Consider the following 24,443-nt stretch of genomic DNA (forward strand, 5'->3'; position numbering starts at 1 on the left):
TGATACTCCTCCACCGCCCATTTCTAAACCGACAAAAACAAAAGCGGGCATGGGAAGCCCCGTGCCCGCTCTTGGAAGAACACGATGGCCTCAGCCATCGGAACTCCGTTTACTGCGCTTGCGTATCGTCAGCGTCAGCGTCGTCGCCCTCGCTCTCTTGATCACCTGACAGGTCAGGCACCTCATCGTTGGCAGCATCATCCACGTGCAGGCGGTCGCCTAGCGCGGCCAGCTCTTCACGCCACTCGCGCAGTTGGCTCTCCAAGCGTTCCAGCTGCTCTTCGCGAGTCTCGATATCGCTCTCGACATTGGCGACTTCCTCACGGCCAATGTCCAACGCCACCATCAGGTCATCCATTTCACCGCGCACCTGGCTCAGGCTCTCTTCTTCCTCCTCGCGCAGCTGGGTCATGGACTCGATCTCGGACTGCATCGCATCGCGCTCGCTGGTCACGCTATCGCGCTCTTCCTGCAGCGACTCCAGCTCGCTCTGCTGGCTGGCAATCTGCTCTTCCAGCTCGGCCAGGCGCTCATTGGCCTCGTTGACCTGGGATTCCAGCTCACTGAGCTCGTCTTCGGCAGCCGTCTGCTCTTCTACCGCCTGCTGGCGCTGCTCTTCGGCTTCCTGACGAGCCGCTTCAGCCTCCTGACGCGCCTGCTCCGCGCTTTCACGGGCATCTTCGATCTGTTGCAGGCTAGACTCGGCCTCATCACGCTCACTGACGATCTGGTCGCGCGCTTCGCGCAGGCTTTCCATCTCGCTCTTGGCGCCCGCCAGACGCTCTTCCAGTGACGTCACTTCCTGCTCAAGGGCATCCCGCTGCGCTTCCAACTCCTCCAGACGCGACTGCACGGTGCCTACCTCGCCCTGAGCAGACGCCAGCGTTTCAGAAGCTTCTTCCTGCTGCTGCGCCAACAAGGCAATTTCTTCACGCATGGCGGTCAGGTCGGCTTCGGCTTCTTCGACCTCGGCCAGGCGCTGGCTCAACTGGGCATTCTCCTGCTCGACACTGTTGAGCTGGCCTTCCAGCCGCTCGACGCGATCACGATGGGTGCCTGCATTGGACTGCGCCATGATGGCCCATATCACCGCAATGGCCGCGATACCGGCAATCCCCTTGACGCGGTTATCCTGAAACAGCGTCTTCATATCAGGCTTGCCAGCAGGTGTGTGCGGCTCTGGGTGGTTTGCTTCTGACATGCTGCATCCCTCTCTTCGCTTGGCTGCTGGTAATAGCAACGTGAGTGACAAATCGCTCGCTATCGTCAACGATCGTTTCTAAAAGTAGTCCTTACCAGCATACACAGCCACCCGCATATCGCCAGCGCTCAGCAAGATACGGCTTCGAACCCTGCCTCTCTCGAGTGGCCAGATACCGTCACGGGCGACGCACTTTGCAAAGATGGCTCTCTTCACCGAAGCCCTGAGCGGCTCCCTGTTCCACCTCGAACCACGAAAGGCGCGCATGCAATGTCACTACGCTTCCCACGATCAACAGCGTAGGCGGCTGGATGGCACCTTGCAGAAAAGCCGTCGGCAGTTGCCGCAGGGTGCCCGTATGGGTCTGCTGCTGGCGCGTGGTTCCCTGCTCGATCAGTGCCAGGGGCGTTTCCGGTGGCAAACCATGGGCCATCAGCCCCTCACAAATGGCCGTCAAATTACTCAGCCCCATGTAAAACACCAGGGTCTGCCCAGGCTGCGCCAGAGTAGGCCAATCGAGGGTAAACTCGCCCTGCTGCAAATGCCCGGTCACGAAACGCACGGATTGCGCATGATCGCGATGGGTCAGCGGTATGCCAGCATAAGCCGCACACCCCGAGGCAGCGGTAATGCCGGGCACGACGTCTACCTCGATACCGGCAGCCACCAAGGTTTCCAGCTCTTCTCCCCCACGCCCAAAAATGAACGGGTCGCCACCTTTCAGACGCACCACCTGCTTGCCCTGCCGAGCCCACTCCACCAATGCCTGATTGATCCCCTCCTGAGGCACACTGTGGGACGAACGCGCCTTGCCGACATAGTAGCGCGCGGCTTCCTGTGGCAGCAGCGCGATGATTTCATCACTCACCAGACGGTCATAAAGCACCACCTCGGCACTTTTGAGCCGACGAAAGGCTTTCAGGGTCAGTAACTCCGGGTCGCCTGGCCCTGCGCCTACCAAACTGACACGGCCAACGCCTGTCTGTGCGCTCATGGTTGCCATTATGGACGTATCCACCTCGTGTGATTGCTGTGCAGCCAAACCCGCCACCAAAGTAATAAGAATAATAATTCATATGCCGAAAAGTAATTTTAAACCGAATGGTGCGCTCTGCACAGGCCATCTCCGCCAAAAACGAGCCATATAGAATTTAAAATCTGCTTTTAATTCCAAAAAATTATTAATAAAAGACAATTTGTCAGCAATGGCTTACATCCCATTTACCTATTTAGGGCTAATCTTCACAGCTAACTTATAATAGGCCTATCGTCTGGAGATTCACGCATGTCCGTGAATGAGGCATCCGTTACTTCCAAGCCTGCCGCCCCGAGCACGGAAGAGTTGATCAGCAGCATCCCAGGGGTCATTTTTCAGTTTTACCGCACGCACGCTGGCCACATGCACTTTCCCTATCTGGAAGGGGGTGGCATGGCACTTGCCTATATCGACAAACACCAGCTCGCCGAAGATGCCCAGCCGCTGCTGGAGCAACTCACTGGCAGCGACTACCCAAAGATCATGTCGGCCATCGAGCGCTCAGCACGCTGGATGCTGCCGCTGACCACCCGCTTCCGACTCCCCTTTCCAGAAGAAAACCCTCGCTGGATCGCGGTCAGCGCCAACCCAGAACCTTTCACCAATGGCGTGCGCTGGAGCGGTATCATGATGGATATCACCGACCAGGTGCTGGAAGAGCAGCGCCTGCGTCGGCTTTGCGACACCGACCCGCTGACCGGCCTGGCCAACCGGCGCAAGTTGATGCTGCAACTGACGCATTTGAGCTCCCTGAGCACGCGCCACGGCTCACCACTGTCGGTCATGATGATCGACATCGACCACTTCAAGCAGCTCAATGACGCCTGGGGACATCTGCAGGGCGACAAGGTACTCAAACAGCTCGCCACGTTGACCTGCTCGCTGCTGCGCTGTGAAGACGTGGTTGCCCGCCTGGGAGGTGAAGAGTTCATGGTACTGTTGCCGCTCACCTCGCTGCAGCAATGCCATGCGCTTGCCGACCGCCTGCGTAAAACCATCGCCGAGCACGATTTCGGCATTGGCCAGAACAGCGTCACGCTGAGCATCGGGGTTGCGGAGTACCGCTGTGGCGAACCCCTGACCAGCCTGATGGAGCGCGCGGATCAGGCGCTCTATCGCGCCAAGGAGGTTGGCCGGGACTGCGTGCGTCTTCTACCCTGACGCTAGTAACGTCGCCTTCGGAGACCGACCATGCAAAGCCTCGCTCGCACTGCCTTCCAGCCCGTGTCGTCAGATGCCATGCCGCTCGCTCATGAGGCATGCCAACCCCATCTGGCCGCACTTCCAGAGTGGCAGATTATCGAACACGATGGCATCATGAAGTTGACGAGACGCTTTGCGTTTCGTGATTTCGCGGATGCGTTGGCTTTTACCCAGCGTGTCGGTGAGGTCGCCGAGCAGGCTGGGCATCACCCGGTCCTCGTGACCGAGTGGGGGTACACCACCGTGACCTGGTGGACGCATACCCTGCGCGGCCTGCATCTCAATGATTTCATTCTTGCCGCCAGAACCGACGAGGTAGTCGAATAAATGTTTGAGCAAATTGAGCGAGTCCCTGGAGACGCCATTCTCGGGTTGATCGAAGCTTTCAAGAAAGACACCAATCCGCAGAAAGTGGACCTTGGTGTCGGTGTATATCGTGACGCAGCGGGCAATACCCCGGTCATGCGCGCGGTCAAGGAAGCAGAAGCTCGCCTGCTCAAGAATGAAACCACCAAGACCTACATCGGCTCCCATGGCGCGCCTGCTTATGGCGATGCCGTGCTGCCCATGGTACTGGGTGCCGACTCAGCGGTATTGAAAGCCAACCGTGCCAGCGCCACGCAGTCACCGGGCGGCACAGGCGCTCTGCGTCTGGCGGCCGATTTCATTGCCAGCCAGTTGCCCGGCAAAGGCATCTGGGTCAGCGACCCCACTTGGCCCAACCACCACGGCATCTTCACCGCGGCGGGCATTGCGCTGCACAAATACCCCTACGTCGATGCCGAGAACCGTCTGGATTTCGCGGGCATGCTGGCAGCACTCAAGCAGATCCCCGAAGGCGACGTGGTCGTGCTGCATGCCTGCTGCCACAACCCCACCGGCTTCGATCTTTCTCATGCCCAGTGGCAGGAAGTCATGGCCGTTCTGCAAGAGCGCAAGCTGCTGCCGCTGATCGACTTCGCCTACCAAGGCTTCGGCGAAGGGCTGGAAGAAGATGCCTACGGCGTTCGTCTGCTGGCTGAAAACCTGGATGAGGTGATCATCACCAGCTCCTGCTCCAAGAACTTCGGTATCTACTGCGAGCGCACTGGCTGCCTGATTCTGGTGGCCAAGGACGCCGAGCAGATGGAAAACGTACGCTCTCAGGCGGCCATCGTTGCTCGGGAAAACTACTCCAATCCGCCCGCCCACGGCGGCGCCATCGTCAGTGAAATCCTCCACGATGCCGAGCTGTCCGCCCTGTGGCGTGAAGAGCTGACGGAGATGCGCGACCGTATCAATACCCTGCGTCGCGATTTCGTCGAGGCACTCAAGCCTTACGGTCTGGCGGAAAAGTACGCCTGCGTAGCCGAGCAGCGCGGCATGTTCTCCTACACAGGCCTGACTCCGGAACAGGTAGACCGCCTGCGCGACGAGTTCGGCATCTACATGGTGCGCTCGGGCCGGGCCAACGTGGCAGGCTTCTCCCACGAGAACCTCCCCTACCTGGCCAAGGCCATCGCGGCAGTCAACGACTGATCTCGCGCACCGACGTATCACGCCCAGGCTTTGGCCTGGGCGTTTTTGTTTAGAAAGATCAACCTCTTGGGCAATGATGTGTACAATTGCGCCTTCGCCGCCAGAGCCTGGGGCGCCCGCGCGGCGTCCGTGACAACGCAACGCTTGACCGATTAGTCAAATATTCGGCACACTCAGCGTAGCCTTGTATACAACACACCATAACCGAGAGGCACAACATGGCGGCTGCCAGCACTCCCTACCCCTGGTACAAAAAAGAAGATACCGACGCTTTCTTTGCGCTGTTCCAGAACAACATCGCCAACTTCGTCATTATCGCCATTACCATGCTGGGCATGGGTTTCCCTGCTTCCATCGTGTATGGGCAGGTGCTGCCAGGGGCGGCGGTCGCCGTCATGGTTGGCAATTTCTACTACGCCTGGAGCGCCGCTCGCTTGGCGCGCAAGGAGAACCGCAGCGACGTCACAGCGCTCTCCTACGGTATTTCCACGCCGGTGATGTTCGTCTTCCTGTTCGGGGTGCTGCTGCCCGCCAAACAGCTGACCGGCGATGCTGAACTCGCCTGGAAAGTCGCCGTGGCCGCCTGCTTCATCAGCGGCGCCATCGAAGCCCTGATCAGCGTCGTGGGCCGCTGGGTACAGTATCACCTGCCCAGAGCCGCGATGCTGGGTGCCGTGGCAGGCGTTGCGCTGACCTTCATTGCGGGTGAAATGCTGTTCAAGACACTGGAAATGCCGGTGATCGGGCTACTGGTGCTGGGGATCATCATCGTGGGCCTGGTCGCCAGGGTGAGCATGCCCTTCAAGCTCCCCACCTCGCTGTTTGCCATCGTCATCGGGACGACCATGGCCTACCTGATTGGCGATGCAGGCACCGAGCGCTTCAGCGATGCCTTCACCCACCTGGGGTTCTACCCCTTGCTGCCCAATCTCGCCTGGTTCGAAGGGCTGGGCCTGCTGTTCACCGGCATGCTGGCCGTCCTGACCGTGGTGCTGCCCATTACCCTGTACAACGCCATCGAAACCATGAACAACGTCGAGGCCATGGAAGCCGCAGGCGACAAGTACGATGTACGGGAGTGCCAGGCCGTGGATGGCGCAGGCACCATGATCGGGGCCTTGTTTGGCGGCGTGTTCCCGACGACGGTTTACATTGCCACGGTGGGTGCCAAATGGATGGGCGCCGGGCGCGGTTACAGCCTGCTGAACGGCGCCGTCTATGCGCTGGCCACCATGTTCGGCCTGATTGCTGCCCTGGCGGCCATCATTCCGGTCTCCGTCGTGGCGCCTATTCTGGTGTTCGTGGGGATGTCCATGATCGCCACTGCGTTCCAGGCCAACGATACCCGCTACTACCCGGCCATCGCCCTGGCGATGCTGCCCTACTTCGCCAATTATGTGATGACGCGCTTCAACCGGGGAGCTGGTGAGGTGGTCAGCGACATCTCCAGCGCCATCGTCGTGCTGGGGCAAGGTGCCATGTTCATGGCCATCCTGCTGGGCGCCATGACCGTGTCGGTGATCGACCATCAGTTCCGCAGGGCAGCGGCCTTTGCCGCCATCGCAGCGGGTTTTTCATTCGTTGGCCTGATGCATGCGCCCCAGCTGGCCTTCAATGCGGCCCCCGACTTCGTGATGGGCTATCTCGCCATGGCGCTGCTGTTCCTGTATTTCTCGTTTCAGGAATCACACCGCCAGCACTGAACCTGTCGTGGGGTCATGACACTCCCGCCCGCCGATGCGGGCGGGAGAGAATCTGCCGCAGCGCTCCCCAAGCCATCAGGCCTGCCAGCACATTCCCCACAGCGGCACCCGCAGCCAGCCCCGTCCAGCCAAACAGCTGCGCCCCCACCCAAAGGCACGGCAGGTAGCACACGAACAGCCGCGCACTGGAGAGCAGCATGGCCCGCAGCGGCCAGCCCAGCGCATTGCCCGCCGAGACCACCAGCATGCACACGCCCAGCGCCGCATAGCTGGGCAGTAGAAAACGTATCAGCAGCGCCAGCTCGCTCTGCACTTCCGGATTACCGGCCAGCGCCATGGCCACCCAGGGTGACGCCAGCGCCAACAACACGCCCAACGCCAACTGCCAGGCCACGGCCACGGTCAGCGCCAGGCGCATGAGACGATGAATCTGCTCCCAGTCTCCAGCCCCATAGCAGCGCCCCAACCAGGGGGGCAGCGACATGGTCATGGCAAGAATCACCATTAGCGAAAGGGTTTCCAATCGGCTGGCCAACCCCCAGGCCGCGACTTGGGTATCCCCCAGCCCCGCCACCGCCGCAATCGCCAGCATGGCGGCCAGCGGCGGCATCAGCTGGCTGACCATGGCTGGCGCGGCAATGCCGGTGAAAGGCCGCCAGGAGCGTTTGATCTCTGGCCACAGCGCCACCGAGGTCGCCCAGTCACGCCGATAGAGCTTGCGGCAGGTAAACCACAAGCCCACGGCAAAGGCGATGGCCGTGGCCCAGGCAGCACCCGGTAACCCCCATCCCTCCCAGGGGCCTAGGCCAAAAATGAACAGCGGGTCCAGCACCAGGTTCACCAGGCTGCTGACCACCATCATCTTGCCAGGTAACCGAGTATCGCCGTGGGCGCGAAACACGCTGTAGATGAAGTAAAGCAAGGCGCCCAACCAGGCGGCGAACAGCTGCGGCGCCCAGTAGGCTCGAATGTGCCCTAGCGCACGCTGGTCGGCCCCCAGCAGGCTGAACAAGGGCTCCTGCAACGCCCAAAGCACGACGGCCAGCACACCGATGACCGCACCACCCGCCAACAGCACCAGGCTGCTCAAGCGCCTGGCTCTGGCTTGCTCACCGGCCCCCAAGGCTCGGGAGATGAGCGCCGCAATGGCGATGCCCATCCCCACCTGAATACCAACGATCAAAAACGACAGCGGAAAAGTGAACGACTGCGCGGCCAGCGGGGCCGTGCCCAGCCGCGCGATGAAGGCGCTGTCGACCAGTTGAAACCCGAGCAGCGCCAGAACACCAATGGCCATGGGCCAGGTTTGACGCCACAGGGTGATAGCCAACTCACGTTGTTGCATAGCGGCTGCCAACGGCGGCCTCCTTGGTGTATTGCTCGATTTACGGGGGCTTTAAAACGCAAAAAACGCCACCACCCGTGAAGGTGGCAGCGTTCTGATCAGTCATCGCTTACTGGCGGATGCCTTCGAAGGTGACGTACAGCTCCAGCTCGTGCATGGCCTCCGGGAAGTCGCTCATGTCGATGCCGAAATCACTCAGCGTCAGCATGGTGCTGCCTTCGAAACCAGCGCGGTAGTTACCCCAAGGGTCTTCACCTTCGCCCATCAGGGTCACCGGCATTTCGATTTCCTGAGTTTCGCCGTGCAGCGTCAGCTCGCCGGTCACCACGCCTTCGTTGTCACCCGTGGCTTCGAAACCAGTGGATGTGAAGGTCGCCGTGGGGAATTCGCTGGCGTTGAGGAAGTCAGCGCTCAGAATATGACGGTCACGCTCGGCATGGTTGGTGGTCAGGCTGTTGACCTGCACTTCCATGGAGACGGAAGACGCATCCAGGTCGTCGGCATCGTAGTGGAACTGGCCATCGAAGGTCTCGAAGCTGCCCAGAATGTAAGAGAAGCCCAGATGGTTGATCTTGAACTGCACGAATGCGTGCTGGCCTTCGATATCGATCTGATAATCAGCCGCCTGAGCCTGGCTCAAGGGAACCAGAGCCGCTGCGGCCAGTGCCGTGGCAATCGCTGTCTTCTTCAACATTGCTATCTCCTCGCTTTCCTTGGTCAAAACTGCGGATCCATCATGAGTCCGCGGTGAGTAGAACAGGGGTTCAAATCTTTGGCTGGGCATGGGGCTTTGGCTGCGCATGGCGCGGGTTGACCATGCGGCGCAGCGTGTCGTGCCGCCAGCGCCAATGATGCACCAATGCCGCCAACGCATGCCCACCTGCCAATACCATGAGCGCCCACGCGCTGTACCAGTGTATGTCGCCCGCCACGCTGGCCTGATTGGGCAGGCCATGCAGGATGGCAGGGGCATCGAACCAGCCAAACACACTGATGGAACGGCCGTTGGCGGTCGAAATCAGGTAGCCACTGAACAGTACCGTCAGCATCAAAACGTAAAGTGCGATGTGGCCAAGGTGAGCCGCCAGACGCTCGAATCGCCCTCCCTCGGCCGCGGGGGTCGGCTGCATGAAACGCCAAGCCAATCGACCAAAGGTGGCCAGCAGCAGTAGCACGCCCACCGAGCGGTGTATCCAGGGAGCCTGATTGTACCAAGGGTCGTAATAACCCAACCCGGTCATCCACCAGCCTAACGCGAACAACCCAATGATGGTCAAAGCGCTCAGCCAGTGAAACGCGATACTGATAACCCCCCAGCCACTGCGTGTATTACGCCACATCCTTGATTCCCCATTGACGGCTGCACGCTGCCCCACAGCATGCTTCACTTGCTATGAAAATCATAACCTTTCGCATGACAAAACACTGCTGAAAAAAGCAGAACGCACCGTTCGGAAAAACCGTTTCATCGTGCCCGTACCGTGTCACTTTATGAAACGTCGGCGTGTTTCGCCAATAAAAAACCGGCCTCTCGGCCGGTCAGTCGTCACAACATCGTACTTCAACGAGCAGCCAGCGCATCCAGGCCACGGGCCAGGTCACGCTGGATATCCGCCTGACTTTCAAGCCCGACGGCTACCCGAATCAGCCCCGGCGCAATCCCTGCGGCGGCTTTTTGCTCATCGGAAAGGCGCCCGTGGGTCGTGGTGGCCGGGTGAGTGATGGTGGTTTTGACATCGCCCAGATTGCCGGTAATCGACAGCATGCGCGTGGCGTCGATCACCTGCCAGGCGCCCTCTTGCCCACCCAGCACCTCGAATCCCAGCACGGCACCAAAACCCTGCTGCTGGCGCTTGGCCAACGCATGCTGCGGGTGCGCTTCCAGGCCGCTGTAATACACCCGATTGACGGCGGGGTGCTGGTCGAGCCAGCGGGCCAGGCTCAAGGCGTTCTCGCAGTGGGCCTTCATGCGCAGCGACAGGGTCTCGAGCCCCTTGGTGAAGATCCACGCGTTGAACGGACTCAGGCAGGGGCCGCAGGTCCGCACGACGCCAAACACCTCTTCCAGCAGGTCATGACGCCCCACCACCGCTCCGCCCACGGCGCGCCCTTGGCCATCCAGGTATTTGGTGGCCGAGTGGATCACCAGATCGGCCCCCAGTGCCAGCGGCTGTTGCAGGGCAGGCGTAAGGAAACAGTTATCGATGGCCAGCAAGGCCCCGCTGCGCTTCGCCAACGCTGCCAGGGCCGGAATATCGGCCACTTCGGAAAGCGGATTGGACGGCGTTTCTGCAAACATCAGCCGAGTTGCGGGCGTCACCGCGGCTTCCCAGGCTGCCAGATTGGAAAGCTCCACATAGCGCGTGGTAATGCCAAACTTGCCCAGATACTTGTCGAACAGGCTGACCGTAGAGCCAAACAGCGAACGCGAGGCGACGATCTCATCCCCCGCCGACAGCAGTGCCAGGGCAGTGGAAAGAATGGCGGCCATGCCAGAGCTGGTGGCGACGCAGCGCTCACCGCCTTCCAGGGCCGCCAGTCGGCGCTCGAAGGTATGTACCGTTGGATTGGTGAAGCGCGAATAGACGTTACCCGGCTCTTGACCACCGAACTTGCGGGCAGCTTCGGCAGCACTCTCGTAAACAAAGCTCGAGGTGGGAAAAATCGGCTCGGCATGCTCCTGCTCAAACGTGCGGTGGTGCCCCGCGCGAATGGCGAGCGTTTCGAGCGACCACTCCTCCTGGTGATGATCATCGTGCATGGCAGCGCCCTCTTTTCCAAAACGTCCAGCTTCCAAAACGTCCACTCCCCCGGCAACTCCCCCTGAGGAAAATTGCCAGCGCATGCGCGTTCAGTCGTCCAGGTCATCGTCCTGATTGTGCATGTCAACCAGCGCATGGTCACCCGCGCTGTTGTCCTTGGCCGCATCGTTACGGCTAGCTTCCAGTACCGCCAGGTAGGCCTCGTCGATATCGCCGGTGACGTAGTTGCCATCGAACACCGAGCAATCGAAGGCTTCCATCTCGGGGTTGACCTCGCGACAGGCGCTCTTCAGGTCTTCGAGGTCCTGATAGAAAATGCGGTCGGCGCCGATCAGCTGACCCACTTCATCTTCCGTACGGCCATGGGCAATCAGCTCGGTGGCCGCGGGCATGTCGATGCCGTAAACGTTGGGGTAACGCACCGGGGGCGCCGCCGAGGCGAAATAGACCTTGCGGGCACCGGCATCCCGGGCCATCTGGATGATCTGCTTGCAGGTGGTGCCGCGCACGATGGAGTCATCCACCAGCAGTACGTTCTTGCCCTTGAACTCGACATCGATGGCATTCAGCTTCTGACGCACCGATTTCTTGCGCTGGGTCTGCCCGGGCATGATGAAGGTACGGCCAATGTAGCGGTTCTTCATGAAGCCTTCGCGGTAGGTGACGCCAAGGTGCTGGGCCATCTCCAGTGCCGAAGTACGTGAGGTGTCCGGGATCGGGATGACCACATCGATATCGTGGTCGGGCCACTCGTTCATGATACGGTCGCCCAGCTTGCGACCCATCTGCATGCGCGTGCCGTAGACATAAGCGCCATCGAGGATGGAGTCGGGGCGCGCCAGATAGACGTGCTCGAAGATACACGGACGCAGTTCGGGGCGGTCGGCACAGACCTGGGTGTGAATCTGACCCTGCATGTCGACGAAGATAGCCTCGCCCGGCGCCAGGTCACGCGCCAGCTCGAAACCACCCACGTCCAGCGCCACCGACTCGGAAGCGATCATCACTTCCTGGCCGTTGGGGTCCTGGCGCGTTCCGAACACCACCGGGCGAATGCCGTGGGGGTCACGGAAGGCGACCATACCGAACCCGTTGATGATCGCCACGGCCGCATAGCCACCCTTGCAGCGACGATGCACGCGACGCACCGCATCGAAGATGTCCTCGGCTTCCAGGTGAAGTCCTTGCTTGCCCAGCTCGTGGGCGAAGACGTTGAGCAGCACTTCCGAGTCGGAGCTGGTATTGATATGGCGCAGGTCCGTGGAGAACAGTTCCTGCTTCAACTGCTCTGAGTTGGTCAGGTTGCCGTTGTGGGCCAGCGCGATGCCGTAGGGGGAGTTGACGTAGAACGGCTGAGACTCGGCCTCACTGGAGGAGCCTGCCGTGGGGTAGCGCACGTGACCAATGCCCAGGTTGCCTTTCAGGCGCGCCATGTGGCGAGTATGGAAAACGTCACGGACCAGGCCGTTACTCTTGCGCAGTAGGAAGCGTCCCTCGCTCCAGGTCATCATGCCGGCAGCGTCCTGGCCCCGATGCTGAAGTACGGTCAGGGCATCGTAGATTCCCTGATTTACCGCCTGCTTGGCCAGAAGGCCCACTATACCGCACATTCCAGTTACCTCGCTTTAAAACCACGGCTTGCTGGTGCAAACCCGTATGATCATCAAACTTACTCGTGCCGCTGCCAGACAGCGGCACGACATCCACCGCTCGGCTACTGCTGAACGGGTACGCGCAATTCGGGGAGCGAGACATCGCGCAGCGACGCCGGTGGCGTCGGCAGCTCACGCTCCCACTGGTCCAGTTGGCTCACGGCCCAGTCCCGCAACTCGATGAAGGTGGGGCGCAGCGAGGCTTCCTGCCATGCCTGAAGGTCTGCCAACGGTGTCAAGGTGATCAGCACGGTCACCACCAGCAGGATGACCGCGCCACGGGCCAGCCCGAACGCAGCGCCCGCAAAGCGGTTCAACAGCCCCATGCCCACCCACTCCACGGCGGCGTGAACGATGCGTATCACGATGCCGCACAGCAGAATCACCGCAAAGATGACCAGCGCAAAGGCCAGCACCAGGCGAGCATCGAAACTCTCGATGAAGCCGGCCATCAGCTCCGCCACCGGCTCGGCCAGCACCCGCGCCACCATCAGCGCGACGACCCAGGCAGCCAGCCCTAGTGATTCTCGCACGAAGCCCCGTACGAAGCCTGCCAGCATCGATAGCGCCAGCACGGCCAGAAAAACGGCATCAATCCATGTCAGCGCCATGATCAGTCTCTTACCCGCACCAGAAGGCCTTGAACATTGGCGCGCTCTTTCACCAGCGCCAACGCCGCCTCGCCATCTTCCGAAGAGCCGTACGGGCCCACCAGCACGGTGGTGAGGTTGTTGTCACGCGGGCGCTGGAAAACGCGGAAACCCTGATTGGTGAGTTGGTCGCTGATGCGCTGGGCATTGGCGGCATCGCCAAAACTGCCTACCTGAACGGCCCACTCGCCCTGCTGCTGAGCCTGGGGAGCAGAACCATTGCTGCTGCCGCTGCCACTGCTGCCACGGTTCTGGTTAGCGGCCACCAGCTCGGCAATCGGGTCATTGGCGGGAGCGGGCGTCGGTTCGCTGCGCGGCGCTTCGGCGGGTGCCGCTGGCGGAGGCGTCTCAGCGGGCGCACTGGCAACGGCCTCGGTCTGCGGTTCCAGCGGCACGACCTCGATGGGCTCGTCCACTACCTCGGCATTCTCCAGCGGCTCGAGGGGAGACGGCGCGTTGATGGAAGCAGGCATCTCGGGCACAGGAACGTCCTGACGCACCACGCTCACCGGCTGTTCGATCACGAAGGTGGGCTGCGGACGCTCCTCCCGGGGAGCCGGGTCACTCATCAACCACGGCACGATGATCGCCAGCACGGCCAGCAGAATCACGAGACCGCTAATGCGTTCCGTTTTACCGTATTTCATATCCCTCTCCCTCCAGCTTAACGTGCCTGCGGCGATGCTTGAGGCAGTGACATCGCCAGTAGCGCTGCCACGGTAAAGAATGACCCCGTTGCCAATACCCGATCCTCTGGCGTCAGCCGTCGAGCCAGCCACTCTGCCCCGGCCTGCGGAGAATCGGCGCAATGATACACGCGCCCACCCAGCGACGTAATACGCTCGGCAAGCTCGCTGGCCAAGCGGCCACGTTCGCCTTCCAGGCTGACGCAGACCCAGTCACGGATACGCGGCAACAATGCCTCGATCACACCGTCGGCATCCTTGTCATTGAGCATGCCAAGCAGCCCCCACTGGCGACCACCGGCAGGCGGGGCGGGAAGCCTGCGCGCCAGATAGCTGGCCGCATGCGGATTATGCCCAACGTCCAGGCACCACTGCCCGCTCCACTGCATGCGCCCCGGCAGCGTCACCGTGGCCAGCGCTTCACTGACCGGCCGCACCTTCAACGGCACGCCTGCCAGCGCCAGCGCCTGCAGCGCCGTCGCCGCATTGTCGATGGGCAAGCCTGGGTCGGGCAGCGCGTCAAGAGAAAGAGTATCCCCTTCACGGTTGAGCCCATGCCAGCACCAAGGAGTTCCTGGCGGCTCGTCACCCGCGCTATGGCTGAAACCCACGCCCAGCACGTAGCTGGGCGCAGCCACGGCAATGGCCGTGTCCAGCACGCTCGTGGGCAGCGTCAAGCTTCCCAGCACGGCGGGTTTCAGGGGGCGAAAGATACCTGCTTTTTCGCGGCCGATCTGAGCCAGATCGGTTCCCAGGAAATTGGCATGATCCAGCGCGATGGTGGTCACGATGGCCACATCGGCATCGATGATGTTGACGGCATCCAGCCGCCCGCCCAGCCCTACCTCCAATACCGCCAGATCCAGCTCGGCATTGGCCAGACACCAGAGCGCACACAGAGTGCCCGCCTCGAAGTAGGTCAGACTGATGGCGGGCGCTTCCAGGCGAGCATCCTCAACCTGAATGAAGCCTTCGACCAGGGTTTGGTCACTGGCTTCGCGCCCTTCCAGCGTGACACGCTCGTTATAGCGCAGCAGATGAGGAGACGTGTAGGTACCGGTGCGCAGGCCATGCGCCCGCGCCACCGCATCGATCATGGCAAGGGTCGAGCCCTTGCCATTGGTGCCTGCCACGGTAATCACCTGGCGGGCCAGGGGACGGTCCAGCAGCCCCATGCGCCGGGCCACCTGCGACACCCGCTCCAGGCCCATGTCGATGCCTACCGGATGCAGCGTCTCAAGATGATTCAGCCATTCGGCTAACGTGCTAGGCATTGCGCGACGCGTCATCGCTCGCAGGCTTGGCAGGCTCTGCCTGAGCGCTGCTTTCTACGGCATCGGCCAGAGCTGCTTCATCCACCACTGGCTCCGCGATCTCGGCATCGACTTCCGGCTCACCACTGACGTGCAGTGGGTTCTGATGGGTCAGCTTGCGCAGCACACCACCGACACGCGCACGCATGTCATGACGATGTACGATCATGTCGACCGTGCCGTGTTCGAGCAGAAACTCGCTGCGCTGGAAACCTTCCGGCAGCGTTTCGCGCACGGTCTGTTCGATGACACGAGGGCCTGCAAAACCGATCAGTGCGTTGGGTTCGGCAATGTTCAGGTCACCCAGCATGGCCAGCGACGCGGAAACGCCACCAAACACCGGGTCGGTCAGCACGGAAATATAGGGGACGCCCGCCTGCTTGAGCTTCTCCAGTGCTGCCGAGGTCTTGGCCATCTGCATCAGCGAGAACAGCGCTTCCTGCATCCGCGCGCCACCCGAGGCAGCAAAGCAGATCAGCGGAATACCCTCGTCCAGCGCAATGGTGGCCGCGCGCACGAACTTTTCGCCGACCACGGCACCCATGGAGCCGCCCATGAAGGTGAACTCGAAGGCCACGGCCACGACCGGCAGGCCATCCAGCTCGCCACGCATGGCAACCAGCGCGTCTTTTTCACCGGTCTCTTTCTGGGCAGCCGTCAGGCGGTCCTTGTACTTCTTGGAGTCGCGGAACTTGAGGCGGTCATTGGGCTCGATCTCGGCCCCCACCTCTTCGCGCCCCTGCTTGTCCAGGAACCAGTCAAGGCGCTTGCGGGCGGTCAGACGCAAGTGATGGTCACACTTGGGACAGACGCTGTGGTGCTTTTCCAGCTCCGGCAGGTACAGCACCGCCTCGCATTTGGGACATTTACGCCAGAGGCCATCGGGCACGCTGGCACGACGGTCCTTCCGCTGGATACGCCCCATGGAGGGCACGATCTTGTCTAACCAGCTCATATCAAAAAGGCTTCCGTATACGTCAACGCTTGGCCAAGCCAAGCTTGATGAGTGTCGTCAATTCAAGATTCAGTGTAGACGATGAGAGGATGCACTCAGGCATCCATGGCGGTCCGCATTTCAGCCAACACGCTCTTCAACTGTCCGGCGATGGTTTCAGGGGCCTCCACGCTGTCCGCAATGCGGTTGACCAGCGCGCTGCCGACGATCACGCCATCGGCGACTTTCGCCACCTCGGCGGCCGTCACCCCATCGCGAATGCCGAACCCAACGCACAGCGGCAAATCGGTCATGTCACGCAGCGGCGCCAGGTGTTCAGCGACATCGGCTGCGTTCAATGTGGCCGCCCCGGTCACGCCTTTGAGCGACACATAGTAAAGATACCCCTCACCGTGGGCGCATATTGTAGCGGCACGGGCATGAGAAGTGGTAGGCGCAACCAGGAAAATCGCTGCCAAGCCGCGCGCTTTGAGCAGCGGGCCGAACTCGTCCGCCTCTTCCGGCGGCATGTCCACCACCAGCACGCCGTCCACACCGACGCTGGCGGCTTTATCGGCAAAGGCCGTGTAACCGATGCGTTCGATAGGATTCAGGTAGCCCATCAGCACGATGGGTGTCTGGGTATCGGTCTGGCGAAACTCGGCCACCATGTCCAGCAGGTCCACCAGCCGGGTGCCCTGCTTCAGAGCCCGCTCGCAGGCCTTCTGGATGACCGGGCCATCCGCCATCGGGTCGGAGAACGGCACGCCAAGCTCGATCACATCGGCCCCGGCATCCACCAGGGCGTGCATGAAGCCTACCGTGTACTGGGGCGCAGGGTCCCCGGCGGTGATGTAAGGGATCAGAGCCTTGCGGCCCTGCTGCTTCAATTCGGAAAAACGCTGGTCGATTCGATTCATGCTAGCCCTTAAAACTCGATGCCGTCGATGTTAGCCACGGTAATGATGTCCTTGTCACCACGCCCTGAAAGGTTCACCACGATATGCTGATCAGGCCGCATGGTGGGCGCCAGCACTTTGGCATGGGCCAAGGCATGGGCAGACTCCAGCGCAGGCATGATGCCCTCCATGCGGGTCAGCTCGCGGAACGCTTCCAGCACCTGCTGGTCGTTGGCGGCCACATACTGCACGCGACCGGCGTCTTTCCACAGCGCGTGCTCGGGGCCAACGCCAGGATAATCGAGGCCTGCGGAGATGGAGTGAGTATCCATCACCTGACCCGCTTCATCGGACATCAGGTAGGTGCGGTTGCCGTGCAGTACGCCACGCGGTGCATTGGAAGACAGCGGCGCGGCGTGGCGGCCGGTTTCCACCCCGTCGCCCCCTGCCTCGACACCGTACATGGCCACGGCGTCATCTTCGACGAACGGGTAGAACAGGCCAATGGCATTGGAGCCACCGCCCACGCATGCTACCAGCGCATCCGGCAAGCGGCCGATCTGCTCCAGCGACTGGCGGCGCGCCTCACGCCCCACCACGGCGTTGAAATCGCGCACCAGCAGCGGGTACGGATGCGGCCCGGCCACGGTACCGATGATGTAGAAGGTGTTGTCCACGTTGGTGACCCAGTCACGCAACGCCTCGTTCATGGCGTCCTTGAGCGTGCGGGTGCCGGACTCCACCGGAATGACCCGCGCGCCCAGCAGCCGCATGCGGTACACGTTCAGCTTCTGGCGCTGGACATCGGCGGCGCCCATGTAGACATCGCACTCCAGCCCCAGCCGCGCAGCAACCGTGGCCGTGGCCACACCGTGCTGACCCGCGCCGGTTTCAGCGATGACCCGAGGCTTGCCGGTCTTCTTGGCCAGCAGCGCCTGACCGATGGTGTTGTTCACCTTGTGGGCACCGGTATGGTTGAGGTCTTCGCGCTTCAACCAGATTTGTGCGCCACCCAGTGAGTTGGACCAGCGCTCGGCGTGATACAGCGGCGAGGGGCGACCCACATAGTGCGCCAGGTCGCGGTCGAACTCCGCCTGAAAGGCCGGGTCGTCGCGCAGGCTGAAGTAGGTCTGCTCCAGCTCTTCAAGAGCGTAACTCAGGGTTTCCGACACGAACCGGCCGCCATAGGGGCCAAAGTGACCACGGGCATCCGGCATTCGGGTCAGGTCGCTGAACTTGGTTTCAGTTGCTGAGACTGTCACAGGCATACCTCACAGGATCGCCAGAAAGGCAAAGATGAATGAATACGTAAAGGCGGAAGAAGGGTTTCACGCCCCTCGTCAGCGCTGATCGGCCCGCCCGACCTGAGCCACGAAGTCGGCCATTCGCCGAGCATCCTTTTGGCCTGGGGCGGCTTCGATTCCCCCTGATACATCAACCGCATAGGGAGCCACCTGCGCCACCGCGGCGGCAATGTTCTCGACCGTCAGCCCACCCGCCAGAATAACAGGTTTTTGCAGGGCTGCGGGGATTCTAGACCAGTCGAAGGTTTCTCCGGTTCCGCCAGGCACGCCCGGTCGGTAGGCGTCCAGCAGCAGTGCCTGGGCAGCCGCGTACTGCTGCGCTGCCTGATGCAGGTCGAGGTCGTCACGCATGCGCAGCGCCTTGATCCAGGGGCGATCGAACTGGGCGCAGAAGTCGGCGGGCTCGTCACCGTGGAACTGGATCAGATCCAGGTGCGGCAAACACGCCTCCACCAGCGCCACGTCAGGGTTGACGAACAACCCTACCCGCGTCACGAAAGCCGGTACCGGTACTGCCAGCGCCGCCAACGCATCAGGGTCGATACCCCGCGCGCTCTTGGGCCACATGACGAACCCCAGCGCATCGACTCCCAGCGCCACGGCCTGGGCCACGTCCTCGTGGCGAGTAAAGCCACAAAACTTGATACGCGTGCGACCAGGTGCGGTCATGAGGCGCTCTCCTGCTGCTCAGGGGTGGCTTGCTGGGTAAAGGTGAGCTGGCGCCGGGCGGCCACTCTGGGCGTCTCCGGCAGCGCCCGCTCGCCGGTCCACTCGCCGGTGAAGGCCAGCAGATTGGGCCCCAGCGGCTCCCTGGGAATCTCGAAACGTTCGTCGTAGAGGGAGTCGACGAAATGCAGGCCGCAGGCAGGCGCCGTGACATCGCCCTTCTGGCGATTCTTCATCGCCAGAAGGCGGGCGATATGCCCTTCGTCCTGCGCCCCCCGACCAACGCTGGCCAGCGCTCCGGCAATGTTACGGATCATGTGATGCAGGAAGGCATTGCCTTGGATATCGATCACCACCAGCGGGCCGTAACGCTTCACTTCGACGAAGTGCATCTGGCGCCAGGGGGATTTCGACTGGCAGCCCGCCGCGCGGAAGCTGCTGAAATCGTGCTCGCCCACCAGCACCTGGGCCGCACGATGCATGGCATCGGCATCCAGCGGGTCGCGACACCAGGTGACGTTGTGGCGCTCCATGACCGGGCGGCTGATCTGATTCAGAAAGATGTAGCGGTAACGGCGTGCCAGCGCGCCAAGGCGCGAATGAAAATCGTCGGATACCGGCTTCACCCAACGCACCGCCACGTCTCGGGGCAGATTGGTATTGGAGCCGAAGATCCACGCTTTTTCAGTGCGCTGTACCGGCGGGTCGAAGTGAATCACTTGGCGCGTGGCGTGCACACCGGAATCGGTACGGCCGCTGGCGTAGATATGCACGGGCGCCCCCGCCACCTTGCCCAGCGCATCTTCGATGGCCTGTTGCACGGAGGCGGCATGCTTCAGGCGCTGAAAGCCACAAAAACGTGTGCCGTCATATTCGACGCCCATGGCCAGTCGGCCAGCCAGCGGTTGTGTTTCATCAAAGTGGTAGAACAGCGTCATCAAGCCACGTCATTTGGAGGATTTGGAAGAGTCGCTATTATCCCGACGTCGCGGCTCGAATGCCACCTCTTCGATTTCCCACTCCTCTTCAGGGGTATAGCGGGTGCGCAGCGGCGCAGCGTCCGCGTTTCCTGACAAGGAGGTCTCGGCCTCGTCTGGCTCGTTGGCCTGCAGCGAGGGCGGATGATAATCGATATAGTGCGCCCGATGATCGTCCGGCACCGGTTGCGCAGGCGCCTGGGGCGTCGACGGCTCCGCAGCATCCTCCTCCTGTTCCGGCGGAGCGTCGGGCGCGGCCTGATTCACTCCGGCAGGCGTCGGTTCGACGAGCATTGGCTCTTCCAGCGCCAGCGGCGGCCGCGGCGCTGGCTCTTCGACGGGCTCGGGGGTGTCCAGGAAAGCCGCTTCCAGGGCGGCTTCGTCTTCATCGACAGCGGATTCGACTTCTTCCTCGCTTGAACTCCACTCCGGGGAGCTGGCTTGCGAAGATGGCTCCTCCAAGGGGCTATGCTCACCAGGCTCTTGAGCAACAGGCTCTTGGACAGCAAGCTCGTCGGTCACCGGCTCGTCAGCAGCAGACACCTGCTCATAGCGCTCGGCTACCTGTGGCGGCGCTTTCGGGATATCGAAAGGTGGTGGCTCGGCAAGGGGCGGCTCCGCCAGAGGCGCGCCAGCGGTGCCGGTGCTTTCCATGACTGGCTCGGCGCGCCGTGGGGGCACTTCCACGGCAGCGGCGGGCGCTGGCACGTCCTCCCACTGGCGCTCGCGGCGTTTGCGTGACCACACCAGCGCCCCCAGCAACAGCGCCAGGGCGGCACTGGCCAGCGGCCATTGATAGGCCTCCAGCCGTGCGATCACCCCCGGCCCGGACGCTCGCGCACCGGCCGCCTGACCCGCGCTGGCCGCCATGGCTTCTGCGGCGGCCAGGGCACGCTGGGTTTCCTGTTGAGACGCCTGTAGCGCCTCCGTCAACGAGGCCACCTCCTGACGCAGCGCGGCCATTTCCGCCCGCATCAGATCACGCTCTTCGAGGACGGTTTGCAGCATGGCCTGGCTTTCGCGCAGCTGTTCTGCCAGGTCGTTGAGGGTCAGCCCTGCCAGCTCGCTCTCTGTCTCGCCCTCGGCATTACCCTCGGCCAATAGGCCTTCTGGCGCGCCCTGTGGCAACTGCTCGCTCGCGGCCAGCGCCTCGTCGGCCAGCACCGGCTCCTCGCCTGACGATGGCGCCGCCGCCGTGGCCTCGGGTTCGCTCGCCGCAGGGGTTGACGCAGGCGCGGGCGCCGCCGCCGTTTGGCGCATGGCCTGCACCGCCTGGGATGCCTGGCTGGGGCTACGTGCCATGATTTGCTCGCGACCTGGCACTACCAGGGTTTGCCCGGCGCGAAGTTCATCCGGGTTACCGGAAGGGAACGCCGACGGGTTGGCTTCGACCAGGGCCAGCATCATCTGCTGGACGCTGACCTCGGCGGGCTTGACCCGCGCCGCCACGCCCCACAATGAATCGCCGCTGGCCACATAGGCCGTTCCGCCAGGCGCCTGGGCCGCACTGGCCACGGATGCGGACGATGGCGATGGCGATGGCGAAGAAGAGACTGCCTGTGGCGGGGCTTGTGCAGCCGTCGCGGACAGGCTGACATTGCTGGCCGGTGCCGCCACCGGCGCACTGGCGGCGCTCTCCGGCAGGTCGAACAGTAGCGTGAACGCCTCGGCGCTACGCCCCTCGGGGCCGCTGATGGTCAACAGCAGATCCAGCCAGGGCTCCAGCACCTCCTGCTCGGTGCGCAGCACCACCCGAGCACCGCCGGGCAGGCGCTCGATCTCGGCGCGCACGCTGGCCGCCAGCGGGGTCCACTCCAGCCCCTGGGCGGTAAAGGCCGCTTCGTCAGCGACCTCCACCCGTAAATCGCCCAGCGCAGCCTCGGAGACATCCACGATGGGTGCGGAGGCATTCAGCGGTGCCTGCAGCGGTGAGTTGACCGTCACCTGCCCTAGCCCCACGGCCAGCGCCAACGGGCTTACCGCACCTAGCGGCAGCCATGACAACCATGCCAGCTTGTTTTTCATTACGGCCCCTACTGCCTGCGATTCCCTGCGTTACATTGTGCCGAGAGGTTCACCCATCACAATGACTTAATTCGTTTTTATCATAACGTATTTAACATGCCGCTTGGGCCAATGCACCCTCGACACGCCTGACAGGCAAAAAAATGGGAAGCTGCGAACAGCTTCCCACTGGTTTACCTGACGACCCGCGCTGGATTACTGCTCGCGCAGGATCTTCAGCATGCGCTTGAGCGGCTCGGCGGCCCCCCACAGCAGCTGGTCGCCCACGCTGAAGGCGGAGAGGTATTCACCGCCCATGTTCAGCTTGCGCAGCCGACCGACCGGCACTTGCAGCGTGCCCGTGGCTGCTGCCGGGGTCAGGCCTGCCACGGTGGCTTCCTTGTCGTTGGGAATCAGGCGAACCCACTCATTGTGCTTGGCAATGCGCTCTTCGATCTCGTCCAGCGGCACATCCTGCTTCAGCTTGATGGTGAACGCTTGACTGTGGGAACGCATGGCACCGATGCGCACGCAAAGCCCATCGATGGGAATCGGGTTGTTCTGCAGACCCAGAATCTTGTTGGTCTCGACGCTGCCCTTCCACTCTTCGCGGCTCTGGCCGCTCTCCAGCTTGGTGTCGATCCACGGCAGCAGGCTGCCCGCCAGCGGCGCAGTGAAGTTTTCCGTGGGGAAGTCGCCGCCACGCATGGCCGCAGTGACCTTGCGGTCGATATCCAGAATGGCGCTGGCCGGGTCGGCCAATTCGCTGGCCACGCTATCACGCAGGTGGCCCATCTGGTTGAGCAGCTCGCGCATGTGCTTGGCACCGGAGCCGGACGCCGCCTGATAGGTCATGGAGGTCATCCACTCGACCATATCGGCCTCGAACAGGCCGCCCAGGCCCATCAGCATCAGGCTGACGGTGCAGTTGCCGCCCACGAAGGTTTTGGCACCTTTCGCCAGTTGCGCATCGATGACCTTGCGGTTCACCGGGTCGAGGATGATGGTGGCTTCGTCTTCCATCCGCAGGGTGCTGGCGGCATCGATCCAGTAGCCTTGCCAACCGCCGCTGCGCAGGTCGCCGTAGACCTTCTTGGTGTAGTCACCGCCCTGACAGGTAATGATCACGTCCAGCGCTTTCAGGTCATCCAGTGCAAACGCATCTTTCAGCGGAGGCACGTCCACGCCGATGTCGGGGCCGGGCTGGCCAACTTGAGAAGTGGTGAAAAAGATCGGCTCGATACCGTTGAAATCACCATCTTCCTGCATGCGCTGCATCAGCACAGAGCCCACCATGCCACGCCATCCCACGAAACCGACTTTCAACATGTGAAGTCCTCCAACCAAGAATGAGATAAGTATTATACACAAATATCCGACACGACGTCGGCCACCCCTTGGGGCAGCCGACGTTGGTTGCTTTGCGATGAGTCGAAGCGAATCAACCCATTAGCAGGCTTTCTTTTTGCCCATGCTCTTTTTGCAAGCCTTAGGCTGAGCGTTGTGCAAAGGCCGCCAGCACCGCATCGCCCATCTCCACCGTGGAGACCCGACGGGTGCCTTCGGAAGCGATATCCGCCGTGCGCAGGCCGTCGTCCAGCACGCTGCCCACTGCCGCTTCGATGCGCTCGGCCATGGCGGGCTCATTGAGCGAGTAGCGCAGCATCATGGCCACCGAGAGCATCATGGCTAGCGGGTTGGCGACGTTCTGGCCTGCGATGTCCGGCGCGCTGCCGTGGCAAGGCTCGTACATGCCCTGCCCGCTCTCGTTGAGCGATGCAGAAGGCAGCATGCCGATGGAGCCGGTCAGCATGGCGGCGGCATCGGAGAGAATGTCGCCAAACATGTTGCCGGTGACCACCACATCGAACTGCTTCGGTGCACGCACCAGCTGCATGGCGGCGTTGTCCACGTACATGTGCGACAGCTCTACATCCGGGTATTCCGGTGCCAGCCGCTCCATGACCTCACGCCACAGAATCGTCACTTCCAGCACGTTGGCCTTGTCCACCGAGCAAAGCTTCTTGCCGCGCTTCTGGGCCATCTCGAAGGCGACACGACCAATGCGCTCGATTTCGCTTTCAGAGTAGATATAGGTATTGAAGCCGACCCGCTCGCCGTCGCGCACTTCGATACCCCGGGGCTGGCCGAAGTAGATGCCGCCGGTGAGTTCACGCACGATCATGATATCCAGCCCGGCCACCAGCTCGGGCTTCAAGCTGGAAGCGCTGGCCAGCTGCGGATAGAGCATGGCCGGGCGCAGATTGCCAAACAGGCCCAAGTTCTTGCGCAGGCCCAGCAAGCCCTTCTCAGGACGCTTGGAGAGGTCTTCGATCTTGTCCCATTTGGGGCCGCCCACGGCACCCAGCAGAATCGCGCTGGCAGCCTTGGCTTTTTCCAACGTTTCGGCGGGCAGCGGCTCGCCGTGTACGTCGTAGGCCGAGCCGCCCACCAGGCCCTCTTCCACGTCGATGTCCAGGCCAGCATCCTGGCAGGCTTTCAACAAACGCGCCGCCTGGGCGGCAATTTCCGGGCCGATACCATCACCGGGCAGCAGTAACACCTTATGAGTCATGCTCAATCCTTAGCA

Annotated in this window: 22 protein-coding genes; 4 read left to right on the forward strand and 18 right to left on the reverse strand. The window is 62.1% G+C overall.

Translation table 11 applies throughout. The features are described 5' to 3' along the window. Nucleotides 1–109: 109 nt before the first annotated feature. A complete protein-coding gene (locus tag IE091_RS09505) occupies nucleotides 110–1,201 on the reverse strand; it encodes a coiled-coil domain-containing protein (protein ID WP_189463521.1) in 1,092 nt (363 codons plus the stop codon). Between the two features lie 178 nt (nucleotides 1,202–1,379). Beyond that, on the reverse strand, nucleotides 1,380–2,204 hold the full coding sequence (gene cobA / locus IE091_RS09510) for a uroporphyrinogen-III C-methyltransferase (RefSeq protein ID WP_084123815.1): 825 nt from the start codon (nucleotides 2,202–2,204) through the stop codon (nucleotides 1,380–1,382). Nucleotides 2,205–2,486: 282 nt separating this feature from the next. Here cobA and IE091_RS09515 point away from each other — a divergent pair, with 282 nt between their 5' ends. The 4 genes from IE091_RS09515 (at nucleotide 2,487) to IE091_RS09530 (ending at nucleotide 6,661) form a co-directional block, all read left to right on the forward strand. Then, on the forward strand, nucleotides 2,487–3,398 hold the full coding sequence (locus IE091_RS09515; protein ID WP_189463522.1) for a GGDEF domain-containing protein: 912 nt from the start codon (nucleotides 2,487–2,489) through the stop codon (nucleotides 3,396–3,398). Nucleotides 3,399–3,428: 30 nt separating this feature from the next. Beyond that, on the forward strand, nucleotides 3,429–3,767 hold the full coding sequence (locus tag IE091_RS09520; RefSeq protein ID WP_189463523.1) for a 4a-hydroxytetrahydrobiopterin dehydratase: 339 nt from the start codon (nucleotides 3,429–3,431) through the stop codon (nucleotides 3,765–3,767). Beyond that, complete coding sequence (locus IE091_RS09525; protein WP_189463524.1) at nucleotides 3,768–4,958, forward strand: amino acid aminotransferase; 1,191 nt, start codon at nucleotides 3,768–3,770, stop codon at nucleotides 4,956–4,958. It abuts the gene before it with no gap. A 218-nt stretch (nucleotides 4,959–5,176) separates the two neighbouring features. Further along, nucleotides 5,177–6,661, forward strand: a complete 1,485-nt coding sequence (locus tag IE091_RS09530) for an NCS2 family permease (protein WP_189463525.1) — start codon at nucleotides 5,177–5,179, stop codon at nucleotides 6,659–6,661. A gap of 13 nt (nucleotides 6,662–6,674) precedes the next feature. On the opposite strand, the gene IE091_RS09535 is transcribed toward IE091_RS09530, so the two are convergent. From IE091_RS09535 to leuB, 16 genes are all read right to left on the reverse strand, one after another. After that, the gene (locus IE091_RS09535) at nucleotides 6,675–8,006 is read right to left on the reverse strand and encodes an MATE family efflux transporter (protein WP_189463577.1); all 1,332 of its coding nucleotides are present in this window, start codon (nucleotides 8,004–8,006) and stop codon (nucleotides 6,675–6,677) included. Between the two features lie 109 nt (nucleotides 8,007–8,115). Then, nucleotides 8,116–8,700 carry a YceI family protein gene (locus IE091_RS09540; RefSeq protein ID WP_016914033.1) on the reverse strand — a complete coding sequence of 195 codons (585 nt, stop codon included), beginning with the start codon at nucleotides 8,698–8,700 and terminating at the stop codon, nucleotides 8,116–8,118. A 70-nt stretch (nucleotides 8,701–8,770) separates the two neighbouring features. Continuing rightward, nucleotides 8,771–9,346 carry a cytochrome b gene (locus IE091_RS09545; protein WP_189463526.1) on the reverse strand — a complete coding sequence of 192 codons (576 nt, stop codon included), beginning with the start codon at nucleotides 9,344–9,346 and terminating at the stop codon, nucleotides 8,771–8,773. A 221-nt stretch (nucleotides 9,347–9,567) separates the two neighbouring features. Next, nucleotides 9,568–10,767, reverse strand: coding sequence for an O-succinylhomoserine sulfhydrylase (locus IE091_RS09550; protein ID WP_189463527.1), 1,200 nt, complete (start codon nucleotides 10,765–10,767; stop codon nucleotides 9,568–9,570). A gap of 90 nt (nucleotides 10,768–10,857) precedes the next feature. Continuing rightward, nucleotides 10,858–12,378: an amidophosphoribosyltransferase gene (gene purF / locus IE091_RS09555; protein ID WP_096922868.1), complete on the reverse strand. Its 1,521-nt coding sequence runs from the start codon at nucleotides 12,376–12,378 to the stop codon at nucleotides 10,858–10,860. A gap of 104 nt (nucleotides 12,379–12,482) precedes the next feature. Further along, nucleotides 12,483–13,031 carry a CvpA family protein gene (locus IE091_RS09560; RefSeq protein WP_039179928.1) on the reverse strand — a complete coding sequence of 183 codons (549 nt, stop codon included), beginning with the start codon at nucleotides 13,029–13,031 and terminating at the stop codon, nucleotides 12,483–12,485. 2 nt (nucleotides 13,032–13,033) lie between these two features. Then, entirely contained in the window at nucleotides 13,034–13,717 is a 684-nt protein-coding gene (locus IE091_RS09565; protein WP_189463528.1) for an SPOR domain-containing protein, read from the reverse strand. Between the two features lie 17 nt (nucleotides 13,718–13,734). Beyond that, nucleotides 13,735–15,030: a bifunctional tetrahydrofolate synthase/dihydrofolate synthase gene (gene folC / locus IE091_RS09570; RefSeq protein WP_096922866.1), complete on the reverse strand. Its 1,296-nt coding sequence runs from the start codon at nucleotides 15,028–15,030 to the stop codon at nucleotides 13,735–13,737. Then, nucleotides 15,023–16,024, reverse strand: coding sequence for an acetyl-CoA carboxylase, carboxyltransferase subunit beta (gene accD, locus IE091_RS09575; protein WP_189463529.1), 1,002 nt, complete (start codon nucleotides 16,022–16,024; stop codon nucleotides 15,023–15,025). Before accD ends, folC begins: the two co-directional genes overlap by 8 nt. 95 nt (nucleotides 16,025–16,119) lie before the next feature. Next, nucleotides 16,120–16,923 carry a tryptophan synthase subunit alpha gene (gene trpA / locus IE091_RS09580; RefSeq protein ID WP_189463530.1) on the reverse strand — a complete coding sequence of 268 codons (804 nt, stop codon included), beginning with the start codon at nucleotides 16,921–16,923 and terminating at the stop codon, nucleotides 16,120–16,122. 8 nt (nucleotides 16,924–16,931) lie between these two features. Next, entirely contained in the window at nucleotides 16,932–18,170 is a 1,239-nt protein-coding gene (gene trpB / locus IE091_RS09585) for a tryptophan synthase subunit beta (RefSeq protein ID WP_189463531.1), read from the reverse strand. Between the two features lie 72 nt (nucleotides 18,171–18,242). After that, a complete protein-coding gene (locus IE091_RS09590) occupies nucleotides 18,243–18,875 on the reverse strand; it encodes a phosphoribosylanthranilate isomerase (protein ID WP_189463532.1) in 633 nt (210 codons plus the stop codon). Beyond that, nucleotides 18,872–19,810 carry a tRNA pseudouridine(38-40) synthase TruA gene (truA, locus tag IE091_RS09595; protein ID WP_189463533.1) on the reverse strand — a complete coding sequence of 313 codons (939 nt, stop codon included), beginning with the start codon at nucleotides 19,808–19,810 and terminating at the stop codon, nucleotides 18,872–18,874. The genes IE091_RS09590 and truA overlap by 4 nt, the downstream gene beginning before the upstream one ends. A gap of 9 nt (nucleotides 19,811–19,819) precedes the next feature. Continuing rightward, nucleotides 19,820–21,874 (reverse strand): FimV/HubP family polar landmark protein, encoded by a 2,055-nt coding sequence (locus IE091_RS09600; protein WP_189463534.1) that lies wholly within the window; start codon nucleotides 21,872–21,874, stop codon nucleotides 19,820–19,822. A gap of 195 nt (nucleotides 21,875–22,069) precedes the next feature. Beyond that, a complete protein-coding gene (asd, locus tag IE091_RS09605) occupies nucleotides 22,070–23,182 on the reverse strand; it encodes an aspartate-semialdehyde dehydrogenase (protein ID WP_039179900.1) in 1,113 nt (370 codons plus the stop codon). Between the two features lie 160 nt (nucleotides 23,183–23,342). Then, nucleotides 23,343–24,428: a 3-isopropylmalate dehydrogenase gene (gene leuB / locus IE091_RS09610; RefSeq protein ID WP_039179899.1), complete on the reverse strand. Its 1,086-nt coding sequence runs from the start codon at nucleotides 24,426–24,428 to the stop codon at nucleotides 23,343–23,345. Between the last annotated feature and the right edge of the window lie 15 nt (nucleotides 24,429–24,443).

Origin of the sequence: Vreelandella hamiltonii, from assembly GCF_014651775.1 — a bacterium.
GTDB lineage: Bacteria > Pseudomonadota > Gammaproteobacteria > Pseudomonadales > Halomonadaceae > Vreelandella > Vreelandella hamiltonii.